This is a genomic window from Microbacterium kunmingense (assembly GCF_023155745.1).
Taxonomy (GTDB): domain Bacteria; phylum Actinomycetota; class Actinomycetes; order Actinomycetales; family Microbacteriaceae; genus Microbacterium; species Microbacterium kunmingense.
The window spans coordinates 35,623-52,297 of sequence record NZ_JAKNUS010000003.1 but is presented as its reverse complement, the minus strand read 5'-3'; the positions used below and the strand labels follow the sequence as shown (position 1 = coordinate 52,297).

General features: G+C 66.5%; 18 protein-coding genes. 1 reads left to right on the top strand and 17 read right to left on the bottom strand.

Features of this window, described 5'->3' with window-relative positions; all coding sequences use genetic code 11:
• Positions 1 to 30 precede the first annotated feature (30 nt).
• From MA875_RS05205 to MA875_RS05125, 17 genes are all read right to left on the bottom strand, one after another.
• Positions 31 to 600 carry a hypothetical protein gene (locus MA875_RS05205; protein ID WP_248240750.1) on the bottom strand — a complete coding sequence of 190 codons (570 nt, stop codon included), beginning with the start codon at positions 598 to 600 and terminating at the stop codon, positions 31 to 33.
• A 7-nt stretch (positions 601 to 607) separates the two neighbouring features.
• A complete protein-coding gene (locus MA875_RS05200; RefSeq protein WP_248240747.1) occupies positions 608 to 1,036 on the bottom strand; it encodes a single-stranded DNA-binding protein in 429 nt (142 codons plus the stop codon).
• Between the two features lie 53 nt (positions 1,037 to 1,089).
• Positions 1,090 to 2,862: a type IV secretory system conjugative DNA transfer family protein gene (locus tag MA875_RS05195; protein ID WP_248240746.1), complete on the bottom strand. Its 1,773-nt coding sequence runs from the start codon at positions 2,860 to 2,862 to the stop codon at positions 1,090 to 1,092.
• Positions 2,859 to 3,449, bottom strand: a complete 591-nt coding sequence (locus MA875_RS05190; RefSeq protein WP_248240742.1) for a hypothetical protein — start codon at positions 3,447 to 3,449, stop codon at positions 2,859 to 2,861. The genes MA875_RS05195 and MA875_RS05190 overlap by 4 nt, the downstream gene beginning before the upstream one ends.
• Positions 3,446 to 4,939 carry a putative type IV secretion/conjugal transfer ATPase gene (locus tag MA875_RS05185; protein ID WP_248240741.1) on the bottom strand — a complete coding sequence of 498 codons (1,494 nt, stop codon included), beginning with the start codon at positions 4,937 to 4,939 and terminating at the stop codon, positions 3,446 to 3,448. The genes MA875_RS05190 and MA875_RS05185 overlap by 4 nt, the downstream gene beginning before the upstream one ends.
• Positions 4,936 to 5,418, bottom strand: a complete 483-nt coding sequence (locus tag MA875_RS05180; protein WP_248240739.1) for a hypothetical protein — start codon at positions 5,416 to 5,418, stop codon at positions 4,936 to 4,938. Before MA875_RS05180 ends, MA875_RS05185 begins: the two co-directional genes overlap by 4 nt.
• Before the next feature lie 56 nt (positions 5,419 to 5,474).
• Entirely contained in the window at positions 5,475 to 6,938 is a 1,464-nt protein-coding gene (locus MA875_RS05175; protein ID WP_248240737.1) for an SCO6880 family protein, read from the bottom strand.
• Positions 6,935 to 8,284 carry a TrbL/VirB6 family protein gene (locus tag MA875_RS05170; RefSeq protein ID WP_310891914.1) on the bottom strand — a complete coding sequence of 450 codons (1,350 nt, stop codon included), beginning with the start codon at positions 8,282 to 8,284 and terminating at the stop codon, positions 6,935 to 6,937. Before MA875_RS05170 ends, MA875_RS05175 begins: the two co-directional genes overlap by 4 nt.
• 32 nt (positions 8,285 to 8,316) lie before the next feature.
• On the bottom strand, positions 8,317 to 8,586 hold the full coding sequence (locus tag MA875_RS05165; protein WP_028495551.1) for a DUF6112 family protein: 270 nt from the start codon (positions 8,584 to 8,586) through the stop codon (positions 8,317 to 8,319).
• A gap of 98 nt (positions 8,587 to 8,684) precedes the next feature.
• A complete protein-coding gene (locus MA875_RS05160) occupies positions 8,685 to 8,951 on the bottom strand; it encodes a DUF6112 family protein (RefSeq protein ID WP_248240734.1) in 267 nt (88 codons plus the stop codon).
• A 10-nt stretch (positions 8,952 to 8,961) separates the two neighbouring features.
• Positions 8,962 to 10,131 carry a M23 family metallopeptidase gene (locus MA875_RS05155; protein ID WP_248240731.1) on the bottom strand — a complete coding sequence of 390 codons (1,170 nt, stop codon included), beginning with the start codon at positions 10,129 to 10,131 and terminating at the stop codon, positions 8,962 to 8,964.
• A gap of 12 nt (positions 10,132 to 10,143) precedes the next feature.
• Entirely contained in the window at positions 10,144 to 10,629 is a 486-nt protein-coding gene (locus tag MA875_RS05150; RefSeq protein WP_248240730.1) for a hypothetical protein, read from the bottom strand.
• 194 nt (positions 10,630 to 10,823) lie between these two features.
• Positions 10,824 to 11,828, bottom strand: a complete 1,005-nt coding sequence (locus MA875_RS05145; RefSeq protein ID WP_248240728.1) for a ParB/RepB/Spo0J family partition protein — start codon at positions 11,826 to 11,828, stop codon at positions 10,824 to 10,826.
• A 2-nt stretch (positions 11,829 to 11,830) separates the two neighbouring features.
• Entirely contained in the window at positions 11,831 to 12,730 is a 900-nt protein-coding gene (locus tag MA875_RS05140; RefSeq protein ID WP_248240726.1) for a hypothetical protein, read from the bottom strand.
• 423 nt (positions 12,731 to 13,153) lie between these two features.
• The gene (locus MA875_RS05135; RefSeq protein ID WP_372492538.1) at positions 13,154 to 13,807 is read right to left on the bottom strand and encodes a DUF2637 domain-containing protein; all 654 of its coding nucleotides are present in this window, start codon (positions 13,805 to 13,807) and stop codon (positions 13,154 to 13,156) included.
• Positions 13,807 to 14,694: a bifunctional DNA primase/polymerase gene (locus MA875_RS05130; RefSeq protein WP_248240722.1), complete on the bottom strand. Its 888-nt coding sequence runs from the start codon at positions 14,692 to 14,694 to the stop codon at positions 13,807 to 13,809. The genes MA875_RS05135 and MA875_RS05130 overlap by 1 nt, the downstream gene beginning before the upstream one ends.
• Positions 14,694 to 15,794, bottom strand: coding sequence for an ArdC-like ssDNA-binding domain-containing protein (locus MA875_RS05125; RefSeq protein WP_248240720.1), 1,101 nt, complete (start codon positions 15,792 to 15,794; stop codon positions 14,694 to 14,696). Before MA875_RS05125 ends, MA875_RS05130 begins: the two co-directional genes overlap by 1 nt.
• 396 nt (positions 15,795 to 16,190) lie before the next feature.
• Between MA875_RS05125 and MA875_RS05120 the strand changes: the two genes are divergently transcribed.
• The gene (locus MA875_RS05120; protein WP_248240718.1) at positions 16,191 to 16,613 is read left to right on the top strand and encodes a hypothetical protein; all 423 of its coding nucleotides are present in this window, start codon (positions 16,191 to 16,193) and stop codon (positions 16,611 to 16,613) included.
• The last annotated feature ends 62 nt before the right edge of the window (positions 16,614 to 16,675 follow it).

The following is a 16,675-nucleotide window of genomic DNA, read 5'->3' as shown; positions in this document are numbered from 1 at the left end:
GTCTCGACGCTCCCAACGAGTCCTGAACACCTACTCAGCGCCGCTGGCCGCTGCCGCCATGTACGCATCCTCGACGGCTCGGCGCCGCGCGACGTCCTCGACGACGAATCTGCGGAAGTCGGCGGCGCGATCCGCAATGGGTATTTCTTCGACTGCCGGGGCGGGATCTTCCCCTGGCCACGCGGTCTGACGTGTCGCCCTGTCACGGTCGAGGCGTGAGCCGCACGCGGCGACCCAGTCGTGCAGGCGCTCGCGCGCCTCGGCAAAGTCCTGGTGCCAGCCGAGGGGAGCGGAGCCATGCTGCTCCTCGTCGTATGCGCAGAGCCAGTGCAGGTGTAGGGCGGAGAGTTCCCAAACGAGTTCGGAGTGGCGATGCCACAGCGGCGGGATGATCGACGGTCCGAGACCGTAGGTGCGTCGTAGCCAGTTCACCCACCTGTCCAGCTCCACCCACTCGAATGCAGCTCGATCCGAAGTGAGCACGTTCCAGTTCACCGGGCGGGGTACACTCGGCAGGCCATCGACCTCACCTTCAGGGCCGTCCGGCGACGGTGGCTCGAACTCGTATCCCGGAAAATGCAAGGGCTCGTCGGCGGTCATCAGGTGCTCAGATGGCCACGGGTCTAGCGGCGGGCTTTGCCGTCGACGGGGCGGATGCCGTGACCGACGGGAGCTGGTTGCGGCGGCGTTGCAGGATGTAGTTCGTGCGCGCGGAGTCGTGGCCGAGGCGCTTCGCGACGAACTCCTCGGTCTCGACCGTTTCGCCGTCGCGCTCCCGCGTCGAGGTGTGCGTGTATCCCTCTGCGATGAACACATCGCCCTTGTTGAACATCGCGTAGGCGCGCTCAGCGTTACGTCGGAACATGACGAGGTCGTGGTACGTGGTCTCGGTCTGAGTGAAGGTTCCGTCTTCATTGCGTTCGAAGTGCTCCTGACCGATGCGCACCCAGAAGCGGGCTTCGCCTTTCGTGTTGAACGCCAATTGAGGCTGCGACGCGATGAACCCGGAGAGAGATTGCTGGGTGTGGATAGTCATCGGATGCTCCTGCCAGGGGCCGCATGTCGGCCGTCACCCGTTAGGTGGGTTCCCTATCCCCGCCGCAGTTGTTCCTCGACTCGAGCCCGTTCAGCGCGAAGTTCTGCAGCGTCGGACCGGGCAGTCCATTCGCGCAGGCGCGTGACGATCGGCGGTGCCGACCTCAGCAGCAGGAGCGCCGTGCCGTACGGCAGCGTGCGAATCACGTCGGGCGGCATGATCGGAACACGGCGCGTTGATCGCTGGTTGGAGCGCATACCGCGTTCACCGATCGTGATCGAGTCGGTGGCCTCGTCGCGGTCGCCGATCAGGGTGGCGATGTCTTGGAGGTCTCGAGACCCTGAGGCGCCGCCGAGCACGATCTTGGCGATGCTCGCGTCCCAGATCGCCGTGGCTGCGTTGTCGCCCCACCGCTGACGGGCCTGCGCGAGTGACTGAAGCACCGGCATCGTGGTGACACCGGTGCCTCCGCCTTCGGCCATTAGGACAGGCAGCGACGGCAGAGGGGCGAGGTTGCCGATCTCATCCAGCGCGAGAAGCAGCGGCGGGTCGAGGCGGGCGCCTGGGGATCTCGCGGCAACGCGCCTCGCGGTCTCGACCAGGTCTTCGACTAACGCGGCGACGAGGGAGGAGGATGCGCCGGCGCCGGCGCCCGTCGCGAGAAGGTACAGGGTGCCGTTACGTCGGAGAAAGGTCTCCGGATCGAACCGCTCGTCCTCGCTCGGGCTGACGGCGTCGAGAACACGGGGGTCAGCCAGAGCCGCCAACGCCAGGGAGACGCCCTGCCAGATCGAGTCGCGCGTACGGGGGTCGGCGTCGATCATCGCCTCAAGCGACTCGGCCCATCCGGTCGCGGCGGCAGGGTTGGAGGTGAGGATCGCGACGGCATCCTTCGCCGCGGCCGGGTCGAGCGTCCAGCGAAAGAGCTCACCAGGTGAGCGGCCATCGAGCGCTGCGGCGTGCAGCAGCGACTGAAGAGCCGTGCGGGTCTTGCCCTCCCAGAAGCCGCCGTTCTCCACCCCAACACTCGACAGGCCTGTACCGGCTGCGAGTCCCGTGGCGCGAATCATCGCGGTGAGTGGTATCTCGCAGCCGCGCACCGGCGACCACCGCAAGCCCGCCGGCACACCCGGAGCGAGATGTTGCGGATCGAACACGGCGACCGGTCCTCGTCTCATACGCGAGCGAATGGTGGTCGTGAGGTTGTCCGGCCTGGTGGAGGTCGTGACGACGGCGCCAGGTGCATCGAGGATCGCGTTGATGACGATGTGGGCGCCCTTGCCCGACCGGGGAGGGCCGATCACGAGGATCGAATCCTCAACCGACGTCCACACCTTCGTTCCTCGCGCCACTCCCACGAGGTAGCCGACGTCCTCGCATCGCGGCTTGTCGACGGACGCGCGAAGGTGCGTAGCGCGCGTCAGCAACGCGTGATCGGAGGCAGCGCGGCGCACGTCGGCCGCGGTCGCGATTCCGGCGATCCTGTTCGGGTCGGATCTGGCATGACGAGTGTGGTTTCGGATGACGCGCCAGACCCACCACCCCGAAAAGCTGAGCAGCGCCACGAACGCCACGACGACAGCCCAGTACGCCACGGCGTTGAGCCCAGGAGATCCGAGTGCCGCCCCCGGGTCGGCGGGGGACCCGAAGACACCGAGCCCCGCGGCCAGACCACCTGTCGGCTGCTCCGCTCCTGTTAGGAAGGCGGCGAGATTGCCGCCCACACGCAGGATGCCGGCGATCGCAACGGCCCCGCCGAGAGCGAGCAACGCGACGTTGGTTAGCCCGTCGGGACCGGAGACACCGACACCGTGGGGACCCGTCATGTGACGATCCCGAAAGCACACGTGCCGGAGATTCTGCCCACGAGGACAATCTCGCCCTCGGCGGTCACGCGGCAGAGCCCCGGTTCCAGCAACGCTCGAGCGGACCCGTCCGCAGAAGCCTGGATGTGACGCACGATGATCGCTAGGGCTACGTCTTCGCCAGGGAGGAAACCCTCTTCGCCGCAAACAACGCGAGGCGGCCCGATCGAGGGAATGGCATCGATAAGTGCTTCGCGAGCGACCTGCGACTCCGTTGGAGCACTCGACTCTCGGCCTTCAATCTTCGGCGGCGCGCTCGGGCTGAGTGATCCCTGCAGCGGCCGGGTGATGATGTCGGTGAAGACAGTGCCGTCAGCCTCGTAAACTACGACCCGCACCGGCGAGCCGAGAGCGAGCAGGACCGTGTCTATGACTTCCGCGAAGGACGCGCGGGTCCAGGGTGCCCCGAACCGAGGCGGTTCGAATGGCGTCCCGTCGACGGCGACGGTCATTGTGCCGTTCGCCGAGATCGTCATGGTGATAGCGGGAAGGACCGCCGGCACACGGATCGCGTCGGTGGATCGTCGTACTGCGTGCGCTGTCGTCATTTCACGCCCTCCGTCATCCGGCTCGTCGTGTCGAATGCTGCGAGCTCCGCGGGGTGCAATTGGTGCTGAACCACGAAGCTGCGGTCCTTGATCCTCCAGAGACCTTGTCCCGTTGCCAAGCCGGGCAGCAGGCTCTGCTCAGTGCCAGTGAGGCCCAGCGCGGTCGCAGTCGCTCCGAGTTGGTCCGCTTCCTGCCGGTAGATGATTCGCGTCTCCGCGTTGGCGAGGAGGGATGAGGCGATCGCGCGCATCGCGGAGCCCCGGTCGCCGACGTTGTCGAGGTCGGAGAGCTTGTGGAAGACGAGCAGGTTCGCGATTCCATAGTGGCGGGCGAGTCGCCACTGTGCATCCATTCGTCGCAGAAGGGCGGGATGCGACATGAGACGCCAGGCTTCGTCATAGATGACCCAACGCTGCCCGCCGTGCGGGTCGAGGAGCGCGGATTCCATCCAGGCGGAGGAGCACGTCATGAGGACGGACACGAGCGTCGTATTCTCGGCAACGCGCGACAGGTCGAGCGAGATCATCGGCAGGGTCGGGTCGAAGGTGACGGTGCTGGGGCCGTCGAACAGGCCGGCGAGATCTCCGGCGACCAGCCGACGGAGTGCGTGCCCGACGACCCTTCCGTCCTCGACGAGGCGGCGGTCGGATTGCTGGGATACGTCCGGGGAGAGGATGCGTTCCACGACCATCGGCAGAATCGGGGTCTTACATGAGCGGACAGTGTCCGCGAGAGCGAGGTCGATCGCAGTGTGCTCCAGCGGGCTCAGTGGTCGTTCGAGCACGGTTTCGGTCAGCGCGCCGATGAGGTCGCGGCGACGCGAAGCCACCTGGCCGGCCCAGCTCTCGTCGGAAACGCCGGATGGGCGATGCCCTTCGTCGAGCGGATTGAGTCGGTTCGCCATGCCGTGCCCGAGCACGATTGCCTGTCCACCGACCGCTTCGGCGACGGCAGTGTGTTCGCCCTTCGGGTCGCCGGGGACGTAGACGCGGCGACCGAAGGGAATCGAACGCGTGTAGAGGCTCTTCACGAGCGATGACTTACCGGAGCCCACGATCCCCGCCAGGACGATGTTCGGCGCGGTGATCATCCCACGTGAGTAAAGCACCCACGGGTCATAGACGAACGACGCGCCCGAGTAGAGGTCCTGGCCGACGAAGACGCCCTGCGAACCGAGTCCGCCTTCGGCGAGGAACGGGTACGCTCCGGCGAGCGTGGCACTGGTGTCCTGGTGGCGCGGTATGCGCAGGCGGCCGGGGGTTCGGAGCGCGGCGGGCCGCGACTCACCTGAGGCAGGTAGGTAGGTCGTCGCGCGTAGATCCGCGCGCTCCGCTTCGGCCTCGGCACGGTCGGATTCGGTGGTGGCAGCGCGAGTGGCGTCACTGAGACGCCGGGATGCCTTTCGTCGGGCACGACGCTCCTTCCTGCGTTCGCCTGCCGGGTCCACAAGCGTTGTGGTGTGTATGCGCTCACCTCCGTGCGCGTTCACAGCGACATCCCGTTGCGGCGGCTAACTTTGGCACCAGACCCCTGCAAGGCGAATGGGTCAGGGCGCTGAAACGAGTCGTTCGGATTGACGCGGGGCGCGACTGATTCCGTGACCTTCGGCGCGGCGCCGACGGATGGGCTCCAGGCGATTCGGCCGGAGTGCTGAGATGCGCGATCGAGGGCCAAGCCGGCCCGAGCGACAAGGGTCGACGCACGCCGCAGCGCGAGGGCGGCTGCATGGGCTTCCTCCACCCCAGCCCAGTGATCACCGTCGTCAGTTCGGGCGATCGAGTCTGAGCTGGTGTGCGCGAACGCGAGCTGATCGAGCACCTGTTCGAGCGATCTCAGGCCGCCCAGCAGATCCCCGACCACCTCGTACGTCTGTGCCGGGTCATCGAACGTGCGCGTGGCGTGCGCGAGAGCGCGCAGAGCGTGACACGCTTCCTCGCCATCGACGACAGGATCCTGGAATGTAGGCATTGCGTGTCCCCTTGCAACGGAAGTCGTCAGTCAGGTGCGCGAGGTGTCCCCGCGCGTCATACGGTTCGACACAGGGGCAGAGCGGCGACGGTGAACGCTTGCGCCTGCTGGCCCACGAGCCTCCGTGTTTCGCAGGCAGCTTGCACGGCGGCCTGCTCGATCGCCGCGACTGCGGCATCCAGCTCGTCGACGCTCGGCGCCGACACTGCCACGAGCCCGGTGAATCGCAGCACGCCGTGACCAGCCGTGAGGTCTGATTCTTGCTGGACGACGTCGTTGTACTCGGCGGTGCGCGCGGCATCCTCGATCTGCCCGACTTTCGCACGCTGCGCGGCATCCGAGAGAAGTCCTACCTTCTTTCTCCTGATGTCCCGTGCGGCCAGGTCGGCACGGACCGGCGTGCACGTCAGAGTGAATGTTCGTTGGATGCCCGAAGTCAGCAACAAGGGGGAGAGGAAGCCTGGGTACACCTGTGACCTCGGCCACTCCGAAATCCAGATAACCGCGTGGTGGGCCGAGTCGGTACGCAGCCGGTCCCAGGTTTCGGAGACTGCGACGGGGCCGGCCGTTGCGAGAGATCGACCGATCTCCCCGTGTCTCTCGAGCGCGGGAGCGGCTGCGGGATCGTATGCGGAGCGCAGCACCACCGCGACCTCGCCTGGGCTCAGCCAGCCTGTGGGCGTTAGGTCAGCTGCCCGCAGTGCTGCCACCAACGTCGTCATCTCCTGACGCAGTACACCCGCGGCCCCCTTCATGCCACCCCCGGCGGCGCGGATCTGGCGGGCCGCCGCGCGCATATCGAGCGCGAGGGCGATTGTCGTCTCATGCCGTTCGCCGGCGGGGCCAGCGCGCTCAATGAGCTCCTTGTACGTGACCGCGGGCCAAGAGTCATCGTCGACGCCATGCCGGGCCCACCATTCGGCAAGCCCGCTTCCGGAGCTGGGCACTGTGCGCTCGGAGATCTGAACGCGCGCGATGCGGCCCGACCGGCAGACCGTCGCGAGCACTCGCCCCCAGCCGGCCACCCGACGCTCCTGTTCGCCGCTGTCGAGAAGAACGAACGCTGGATGCGTGATGCCGGCGATTGCCGTCAGGGTCTGAGTGTGAGGGTCTTGGATCATGGCGGCACCCGTCTCGGGGTCGACCCACTCTCGGAGCGCGGCGGCGTCGCCGGGGAGTGCGAGCGTGCCCGCGGGGCGCGGCTTGACCAAGTCCGCGCGGAATCGCAGCTGCCCGCCGACGCTTCGCCACACCCAGCGGATTGAGATCGGCACCCATTCGATGAGCTTCCGGCCACCCACGGGAACGAAGGCAAGAGCGACGCTCGTCACCCAGATCGGTGATGTGAGGCCGAACAGGATGCCGCCGCCCAGGTACACCGCACTGGTGAACGCGACTAGCCCGATGGCGAGTGTCACGAGCTGTGCCAGGGAGAGGCCGAGCATCACGCCTCGCTTAGACAGGCGGGAGAACTGGACCGGGTGCAGTTGGTTCGCGCGCGGGGTGTTGCCCGCTGTCATGCTGTCGTCCTCTCGCGCGGAGTGGGGATCGGCCGCGGGTGCGGGGTCGGTGTGCGCGGCTGTGGGGTCGGTTGCCCGGCAGCCGGGGAGGTCGTCGGTGACGGTGGTATGTCTGTCGGATTAGCGCCCTCGGAATGTCCCATGGCTGCTGATCCGGTGGCGTTGCCGAGCTTGGGTCCAGCGGAGGCTGCCTTGCCGACCACCTGACGGCCGACGATGACTGCGGCGGCCGGGCCGGCGGCCGCCGCAGCGCCTGAAGTTCCTGCGCCGGACGCTGCTGCACCAGACGCACCCGCGCTGGCACCAGATCCAGCGGTGTTGGCAGCGGCGCTCGTCGCCACCGGGGGCGCCGATCCACTCGAGGTGCCACCCCCGTCGAGGATCGACTTCGCCGACTTCGCACTCGCGGGGCTCACTGGCACGGGGACTGGCCGATTCAGCGCGCCCTTAGCCTCCTGTTCGGTCGACATCGCGTGGTACATATCGACGCCGACGAACGAGATGAACTTGTAGGTCATGTATGGCGCGAAGGCTGCGACGAGCATGAGTACGACTCCGGCCACGGGATCGCTGATGGACGCGAGATCAACGTCGATCGGCGCCGCGGTCTGGTTGATCGCGACGAGGAAGAGGACGACAAGCACGAGCTTGGAGAACACGAGGGCCACAACGAACGCAACCCACTTGCCGAACCAGCCGCGGGTAGCATCCCAGGAGAATCCGGCCAGTGCGATCGGCGCGAACACGATAGCCACCAGGAGCAGGGCTTTGCGGATGAGGAGCGAGAACCACACAATCGCGGTGGCTGCGATCGCGAGTCCTGCGAGGAAGATCGTCATGATCGCGCCGACGCCGGGGCTCGCGATGTTGATCGCGACCAGCCCGGCGGCCATCAGGGCGATTCTGTCGCCCATTCCCTCCATCGTGTTTCCTGTTGCCTGGACGATACCGATGGCCAGCTGATCCGTGATCTCCAGCAGCGTCGCTGTCAGGGCGATTGCGACGAACGAGCCGAGCACGGACTTGCCGAGCCCCGCAGCAGCTCGTGAGAGCGCGGTCGGATCGCGATGCGCCAATCCGGTGATCAGTTGCAGGCAGAAGAACACGAGCATGACGAACAGCGCGACGCCGAAGAGCAGGTTGTACACGTGCGTGTACTGGTCACCGGTGACGTCGACGAGTGTTGTCGTGTCGAACACCGCCCAGACCGCTTCGAAGAACCACGCGGCGGCTGCGGCGAGCGTGTGGGCGAGCCAATCGAAGGGCGCGGCAACGAGCGATGTGACACCCGACCCGACGGTCTGGCATACCTCAGCGATCGCCGGGATATCGCAAACTCCACCCACTCGCGTCGTTCCTCTCAATCGGCCGCGTTCGCTCAGACGGACTGGCCTACACCCCAGAAGAAGTTCACGAGCGTGACCGACGCCCCGCAGATGAGTGCCGCGCCGCACGCCACCAGAACGCCGAGCTTGCCCCGTGAGGCGAGATGGGGGTTCGATGAGTTGGCCCCATACCCCCACGCGACTGCGGCGATGATGAGGGCGAGCACGGCGAGAATGAGCCCGACTGTCATCACTGCGCCGACGATGACGCGGAGTTGCTCGATGCCGGGAAGTCCTGACCCGTTGGGAACGATGTCGATCACGGTCGTGCTCCTTGTCTGCGCAGAAACGAACCTGCGTACAAGGTGCGTGCGGCGTCCCCGAGATCCGTCGACCCGCGCAGTCCGTGCACGCACTCTGGCTAGAGCTGTTGGCCGACCCCAATGAGGAAGTTCATCCAGGCGACCGCCGCGCCGGCAAGCGCCGCTGCGCCGACAGCAACAAGAAGGCCGTTACGGGCTCGCATGGCCGACTGGTAGTTCCCGCTCGTCGACGCGATCACCCATGTGGTGGCGCAGATGAGGATCGCGAGTACCGCGAAGACCAGGACATACATGAGGAGCGCGCCGACGATCACGCGGAGCTCACCCGCTCCTCCAACCGCTCCGAAGTCCGGGAAGATGTCCATTTCGGTCACCTCACGCGCCTGCCGCGCACGCTGTCCGGCCAGCGGTCGCGGCATCCAATCCTTCGGCCCCATGCTCGGCGAGCCACGAGTCTGCGTCGATGGCCGGCTCGAACGCTCCGCCGGGACGAATCTCGAAGTGCAAATGGGATCCCGTGGACTTGCCGGATGACCCTACGTCTCCGATGTGCTGGCCAGCGGTGACGCGCTCGCCGACCGTCACGTGTACGCCGGTCGCCCACATGTGCGCGTACGCCGACGCCACCCGCTCTCCGTTGACCGTGTGCTCGATGACGATCAGCTGTCCGTAACCCCCATACGGTCCCGCCCAGCTGACGATCCCGTCAGCGATCGAGAAGATGGGTGTGCCGTCTGCCGCGGAGAAGTCGGTTCCTGCATGGAACGCAGGTCGCCCAGTCATGGGGTCGGTTCGCCCGCCATAGCCGCTGGCCAGCACCCACGTGTTGCTCGGGAGGGGAAAGACTATGCGGGTCGTCTCGGGGACGGAATCCAGAGGTGCGCCCCCTCCCGTCACCGACGCGATCGGCCGGGTCAGCACGACGAGTATGGCTTCCGCGACGGGCTGATAATCCTGGTAGCGGTCGGGGAAAGCCGAGCGCTCGACAGCTTGCGCAGCCGAGCCGGGATCGGCTGACTGCCAGCCCGCGATGTCGAGGAGCCCAGCGGGGGAGGGAAAGTTGGGTCCCTCTGGTCCGCCGAAGAATGCGCGCACCTGGTAGTCCGGATCCATGAGCTCTTCAACAGTGCCCCAGCCGGAGGTCGGGCGCATCTGAAAGAGGCCGAGTGAGTCGTGGTCGCTGCCGATGCCGTCGTTGGGCATGCCGAGCGATGCGGGATGGGCGTCGTTCGCCAGCATCCGCAGGGATGACTCGGTGAGCGCGGCCATCAGCCCGATCACCACCCCCTGCCGTCCCACCCCCTCAATACCGCTGCCGACAGTAATGATCGTCGCGGCACGGGTGAGTTGTGACTGCCCGAGGGTCACCGACACGCCGTCGCTCCGTTTCGCAGTCAACCTGTCGGGCACGTCGGTCACGACGAGCTGGCCGGATGTCTGGCAGGCAGCGAGCGCGGCGGGGGAGAGGACGAGGGGGAGCGCGATCATGCCGGCGAACGGCAGGGTGACCAGAACGACGGCGAGAGCGATGACGAGCTTCTTCATGCGCGACGTCCGTCACCGGAGCGGGTTGTCGACCTCGGAGAGCCGGAGCAGGCGGCATTCGTCGAAACTCGGCTCACACGCGATGAAGAGGGTGAAAGCTATCGGTCGAGACGTCTCCTGAGCCTGCGTCCCCACGATGCCAGCGCGGTGGCGTGTTCCCGTGATCGTGTATGCGATCGTTCCGGGGAGCAACTGCCCAGGCGTCGCTTGATCGATCGCGTCGCTCCAGGATGCCGGCACGAACGCCTCGTCGATGGTGAGCCACTGGCGCGTGCCATAGGTGCGCAGCGTCAACCAGGCGTCCGTCGTGGGCAGATAGGTGCGGACATCGGACGCAAGCCCAGCAGTCTCGGTACCGGAGGGATCCCCTGCGTCGACGATCACCTGTGCGTAGTCGGCCGGATCGAAGTCGGTGGCGGCGTCCCAGCGGATAAGCGCGCGGGCCGCATCGCGCGCGAAGGACTCGGCATCCGATGTCGAGCGGATCGGGGGAAGCATTGCGCTCGAGGCGCTCGGTTTGGGGCTGACGTCCGAGGCAGCCGGGGCCGGCGACTCGACGGCAGTCGTCGGAGTGCTGGGCGACGGTGCTAGTACAAGGCCGTACAAGCCGACGCCGACAAGTGCCGTCAGCACACCGAACCCGATCGATAGGACGAGTACGACCCGCCGCCCAGGGCGCACAGACGCGGCCATCACGCGATCTCCCTCCCCAACTGGGCACGCGCGCTGCGGATCGCCGCAAAGAACTCCACGGTCGAAGCGAGCGTCGCTTCGAACTGCTCGAGTTGCTCGTCCGTCAGTTCAGTGGCCACAGCCGCGACGTCGAAATGGGTCCACCAGAGATCCAGGTCCTCCCACACACGCACGAACGCACGGACGGGAAAGCCGTGTGCCGTAGCAGCACGAGACCTGGATGTTCGCTGGTTGCGCTTGGCCTCCTTGACTCTCGCGAGCGCCGCATTCGCCAATTGCTCGAGTTCGTCGGGCGGCTCGAAGTCCTCGGGCGCTTCGAAGTCCTCGAACTGCTGTGTCGCCCCCGGCTCGAGGAGTTGCCTGATTCGCGCGTGTGACGCGGCGACACTTCCGCCATCGTCGATGAGCCGCAGTTCTTCGCTGGCTCTCTCCTTCAGTGCAGGATCGACGCCGGGGTCAGCGACAAGGTGCTGTAGTTCGGCAATGCGTTCCAGCGTGGTGTATGACGCCTTTCCGGTGACCATCTGCGCTGCCTGGGTGCGACTCTTGCCTGACTTGAATTGCGGTGGTGCCACGGTGGCACCACCGCCCTTTCCATCCCGAGCGTCCGGACGGCTGAAACGCGTCGCGGCCTGCCGGCGAGTCGCATCGTCGGCGATGTGATCCTTCAACTCGGTGTAGAGCGCCGCGGCTTCGGTCGGCGTGAGCGGCTTGTGGAGGACGTTCTCTGCCTGCTCTGCCAACAGCTCGGCGAGCCGATCCGAGATCCCTGACCTCACCCACACCTTGATCGTCTTCTCACCCAGCCGCTTCAGCGCTTCGAGCCGACGAGCGCCGCACACCAGGACACCTTCCGGTGTCACGGTGACCGGCTGTAGCAGGCCGTCGCGGGTGATCGACTGGGCGAGCTCATCGATGTCTCCGAACTCGGTACGGTGCCGCTTCCCGACGACGATCGATTCGATCGATCGTTCGAGCTCGATGTGGCCGACTCTGGTTCCCACGGTCACCACCTCGATCGCTCGGCGGGGGCGGCGAGACTCACCGCGAGGACGAGATCGTCATCCGTCAGCAGTGAACGCAAGGGTTCACCGATCAGCAGGCGGAGCAGGATGCCGCGTCCGGCCGTCGTCCGGGCGACCTCGGGTTCCGGGTTGCCGAGGACAGCGCGGAGCAATCCGTTCCACGATGCGGACGACAGATCGAGGAGGGTTCTTCCGTGGACGTCGCGCCGAAGCGATTCCCAGGCAGTTGCACGCGAGGGAACCTCACTGAGTCGTGCGCAGATGTACTCCATTGCGGTGCGCGCGGGCGTGCGCGGCCAGCCGAGCAAGGTCATGAAGGCGATCGCATTCTCGACTGCCTCTCCAATCCCGGCGCCGTCGGTTGAGCACCCGTCATCGAGCGCGTCCCCGGCGCCCTGGACACGAAGTGACGGGTGATAGTCGCTCAGGGGGTTCTCTCGGTCACTGAATCGCTCGGGGTCATGAAACGACGAGAACTCGGGTCGGCGCGCCTGGTACACGGAGCACATCAGGCCGTTTGCGCGCTCCTCCGCGATCAGCGTCACCTGTACGGCTCGCGTGACTACGGCCCAGGGGTCGTCAGCGTTGCGCACGGCCGACGAGCGCATCGCGTCGAATGCGGCCGCCGCGGCATCCCATGGATCGAGTCCGTGCTTGCGCGCCAGCTTTGCGTAACGTCGAACGACATACTCCATGAGCGCTGCGGCTTCGGCGTCGCGACGCCAGGCGCCATGGTCCTGCGCGGCGAGGCGTTCGAGCACTTCGCGCAGCCCCTCGGAGCTCTCAAACGCGGCGGGCACGCTCGCCGACTCGGACGAGTCCGGAACGCGTTGCGAGTGCACCGATGCGGCGGCAGCTGAGCGGGAACCCTGGCTCGACATGGCAACCTCGCTACCGACCGATTCGGGAACGACGGACAGACCCGTAATCAGCGCGGCCGTTTCCGAATGCCTCCACCGGCGGGAGGTGAAGGGCCCGTTCTCGGATTGCTCGGCGAGTTGCTGCGACTCCCTGCGTCGGGATGGCGCGGGCTCGCCGCGCGAGCGAGGACTCGAGGTCGATGCCCTGCCCCGCGACGCGCCCGGAGACGGCGGGAACGAGTTCCGTAGGCCGCATCCAGATGACCTCACTTCGAACCTGCTCGGCGCCGGACGGGGAGAGCGGCTGCCTCGCGAGTGAAGGATCGCCGCGCCGCGCCAACTCGGAGACCTCTTCGGGTGACCGCTTGGCGACGAGTTCACGTTCGCGCTCGGACGCGTCCACGCGAAGCGGCAGGCCGGGTCGCTCGACTCGCTCGTATTCGTTCATGACGTAACCTCCTTCTGAACCTCAGGTGTGCCGATCGTCCCCGCGAACCACCGGCCGACTGTCGACGGATGAACTCCCGTGGCGCTCGCAATCTCCTTGTTCGACATCCCGCGCTGACGCATCAGCGCGGCAACGTCTCTACGGGCACCCTTCTCCGGAACATCGGACAGCGAGCGAATCGGAACGACTTCTGTGGACAGGTCTCGTGGCGTCTCTGCTGTGGAGGAAACGTGAAGCCGGAATCGCTGGGTGAGAACGACCGTCAGGTGAGTGATCGCGAGAAGCACCAGCGGCGGCACTGCGGCAACCGACGCTGCAAGCACGGGAAGAACATCGGCATCGGCCGCGACGACGGCATGGATCGAGTTGGCGGCGACCGACACCCCAGCGCCGGCCATGAGCAGCATCCACGGATACCACGCACCCCGCTGTCCGGCGAGCGCGACAACGGCAACGGTTCCGACGACGATGATTCCGTCCACAATGAGCGGCCACGCCCACGCCTGCGTCGCCGCGATGCCGGCCGCGTCGGCGAGATCCGTGAGAGCGGTGAACGACAACCAGAACGCACCGACAGCGATGAACACGGTGCCGACTACTGCGGTCCATACGGCAATCCGTCCTGACGGCGGGTGGGTCGTAGCGGGGATCACGAGATCACCTGCCCGCTGAGCGAGCGGGATGCTGAGCTGCCGCCACTGATGCGAACGGGTGGCGCCTGCCCCACCACCGTTCGGTACGCAGATCGGATGGTCGTCAGGATCTCAGCCTGATGCAACCCCGCGTGCTCCGCAGCAGGCGCGAGTACGTTGCGCGCGCTCTGATCAGTGACGCCGTTCTCGGCGAGCCGGCATGCGGCCCAGTACAGGGCGCGGTTCCGCTCGCCCACGGCCCGTCCGGCCAGCCACGCCGCGAGACGCTCCGCGTCAACATCGCGGCGGGCCTCCGCGGGCATCGCAGCAGGGGTCGGCCTCGGGTCCAGGAATTGTCGAAGCGCCGGTCCGTCGATAGACACGGCGTCCCCGCGTCCGGCGCCGATCAGCTCATACGCAGACCTGTTGCCTTCGAACAGCACTTGCGACGGCGGCACGATGACGTAGCCGCCCTCACCCCGGAAGTCGATGCCGGCGCGGGCGGCCTGCCACGATGCCTGAACGCGATCAGGGTCTGCGGGGTAGTAGGCGTGCATCCCGCCGGATGCCGTCTTCACCAGCGCCTGCCAGTGATCCACGAGACCTTCCCGGCGAGCGAGTTCGAAGGCAGCGAATCCGCGCACCCGCCCATGCACATCGATGTCTACGACCTCGACGGCGGAAGCTCGCCCGGTCGGCATGCCGATGTTCGCTTCGGGCCATCGAGACCACCATCGGGCGATCTGGCGGTCGTCGGAGGTCGCGTCGCGGAACCCGTGCTCTGTGAGCGGCCGCTTCTCCGCTGGCTTGCAGGGGAAGATCGGGACTCCTGCCGCAGCGAACCGAGCGGCGCCTTCCCGCGGCGAGAGGCCGATCATTCCGGCGAAGAGGGCGACGGCGTCCATTACAGATCCCGGGCCGAGATCGCGGATCGGGCAAAGGAGTGCCGAACCCTCGCGAAGGGGACATCATCGAACCGTTCCACCGGACCAGCGACGGTTGGCTGAAGTGCACCCCGCTGCGCTTCCCTCGTCAGACCCGGCGGGTCGCCCGAACCGACTTGCACTGTCGGCAGTCCCTTGAGGATCGCGACCGCTGCCGTGCGCACTCGCTCACCATTCGCTTGCACGACTTCCACTGGCGTCTTTCCATCGACGGATGCTGCCCAGGTCGCCACATACGGGATGGTGTAGCCCGATGTGTCGAGGCCGTGGGCTGCTCCGATCATCAGAGCAACGGACTCCGCTTCGACCTCCCCGATCCCGCGATGGAATACGGCATGGGCGTTGTCAGGGCCGTGCAGCATCACGTGCGCCAGCTCGTGCGCCAAGGTCTTCGCACGCGCCGCGGGGTCTATGTCACCCCGAATGGCAACGCTCCGAGTGAGGTAGTCAGTCATGCCGTTGGCTCCGCCGAGATCGCGATCGCTCCCAACAATGCGCAGCGTGTACCCCTGTTCGCGTACGAGGGTTGCAAGCCCATCCCAGAGACCTTGTGGCGCCTCGCCCGCGAGCAACTGCGGAGTGGGGGCATGGGGGATCGGGACACCGCTCGTCTGCGAGGCATCCCACACGTATGCGGGCCGCACCCCGACCATTCGAGTGCGCACTTCGTCGTTGCGTCTCGGGGTCTCGCGAGGCGCAAGACGACGCCATGACTCGGCGACCTCTGGGGTGGGGGAGGTGAACCGCGCGTGGATGGGCGCAAAGATCATGTACCCGGTCTGGCCGCGATCGACCGACCTCCCAAGCGTGCGCCATTGCCGGAACCCCGCGACGTACGTTGGTGTGGGCTTAGCCACCCTGCCCTGCTCGAACGCAGCGAGATGTTGCGTCCAGATGAGCATGGTGTTGTTGAACGAACGGGAGCGGAATCGCGCGGCGAACTCAAGAGCCCGTACCCAGTGATCGCCCGTCACGAGCGTGGCCACAGCATCCGCCAGCTGAGCGTGCAGCCGTTCGAGCTTCGCCTCAGTGGAACCGACTGCGGGGGGTTGGTGAGTCATGGCGTAGGCACCTCCTTCTGATCAGCCGACAGAGCGGCTTCCTGTGGGAGGTACGCGCGATCTAACCGGAGCCGATGGGTGGGCGCGCGAACGACCGACCCGAGCCGGTCGCACACTGTTCACGCGCGCGGGGCGGCTTCACGAAATTTGGGCGCGCCCGCGGGCCGGCTCTGTGGGGGGTGGAGTGCCGACAACTCCTCCGTACCGTCCTGGGCGATGTCCTCCTCTTTAAGCATGCTCAAACGGCTTTGATTTGTTTTTAGCACCGACATCGATCATGCGCAACGATTGATTTGAGTATGCCCAACGGGTACATTGAGCATTCTCAACGCCCGTCGAGTAGCGCTCACAAACGACAAGCCTTGCCTCACCCGAGGGGAAGGGTGGTCTACCGAAATGACAGAAGACGAGAGCAAGGTGGCTGCGGAAGACCTCGCGAAACGCCTCAGGCTGCTCCTCGACGTCGCGATCACCGAGTCGGATTACGAACCGACCTACGCCCAGATCGCGGCGTTCCTCGAGAAGCGCGGCATCAACCTGTCGAGATCTCGATGGACATACATGGTCAACGGCCACCGCTACGTGCAAGACCCCGCGCTATTCGAAGGGCTGGCTGCGTTCTTCGACGTGGATGCCGCGTTCCTGCTCGGGGAGGACGGCGCAGCGACGCCGGACAAGGTCACCGCGCAGCTGGATCTCGTGCGGGCGATGCGAGCCGCGAAGGTGAAGTCCTACGCCGCGCGAACGCTGGGAGATATCTCCCCGAAGGCCCTTCAGGCGATCAGCAGATTCCTGGATGAGGAAATGACACACACCTGAGCAGTGCCCATGCCGGTCCCTTGGCGGCCCCCACCGGCACATGCTCCCCAGACGGGAGTGAC

Coding starts and splice junctions, on each gene's coding strand:
- MA875_RS05205 (WP_248240750.1), bottom strand. CDS start 600: ATGACCGCCGACGAGCCCTTGCATTTTCCGGGATACGAGTTCGAGCCA.
- MA875_RS05200 (WP_248240747.1), bottom strand. CDS start 1,036: ATGACTATCCACACCCAGCAATCTCTCTCCGGGTTCATCGCGTCGCAG.
- MA875_RS05195 (WP_248240746.1), bottom strand. CDS start 2,862: ATGACGGGTCCCCACGGTGTCGGTGTCTCCGGTCCCGACGGGCTAACC.
- MA875_RS05190 (WP_248240742.1), bottom strand. CDS start 3,449: ATGACGACAGCGCACGCAGTACGACGATCCACCGACGCGATCCGTGTG.
- MA875_RS05180 (WP_248240739.1), bottom strand. CDS start 5,418: ATGCCTACATTCCAGGATCCTGTCGTCGATGGCGAGGAAGCGTGTCAC.
- MA875_RS05175 (WP_248240737.1), bottom strand. CDS start 6,938: ATGACAGCGGGCAACACCCCGCGCGCGAACCAACTGCACCCGGTCCAG.
- MA875_RS05160 (WP_248240734.1), bottom strand. CDS start 8,951: ATGGACATCTTCCCGGACTTCGGAGCGGTTGGAGGAGCGGGTGAGCTC.
- MA875_RS05155 (WP_248240731.1), bottom strand. CDS start 10,131: ATGAAGAAGCTCGTCATCGCTCTCGCCGTCGTTCTGGTCACCCTGCCG.
- MA875_RS05150 (WP_248240730.1), bottom strand. CDS start 10,629: ATGCTTCCCCCGATCCGCTCGACATCGGATGCCGAGTCCTTCGCGCGC.
- MA875_RS05140 (WP_248240726.1), bottom strand. CDS start 12,730: ATGTCGAGCCAGGGTTCCCGCTCAGCTGCCGCCGCATCGGTGCACTCG.
- MA875_RS05130 (WP_248240722.1), bottom strand. CDS start 14,694: ATGGACGCCGTCGCCCTCTTCGCCGGAATGATCGGCCTCTCGCCGCGG.
- MA875_RS05125 (WP_248240720.1), bottom strand. CDS start 15,794: ATGACTCACCAACCCCCCGCAGTCGGTTCCACTGAGGCGAAGCTCGAA.
- MA875_RS05120 (WP_248240718.1), top strand. CDS start 16,191: ATGACAGAAGACGAGAGCAAGGTGGCTGCGGAAGACCTCGCGAAACGC.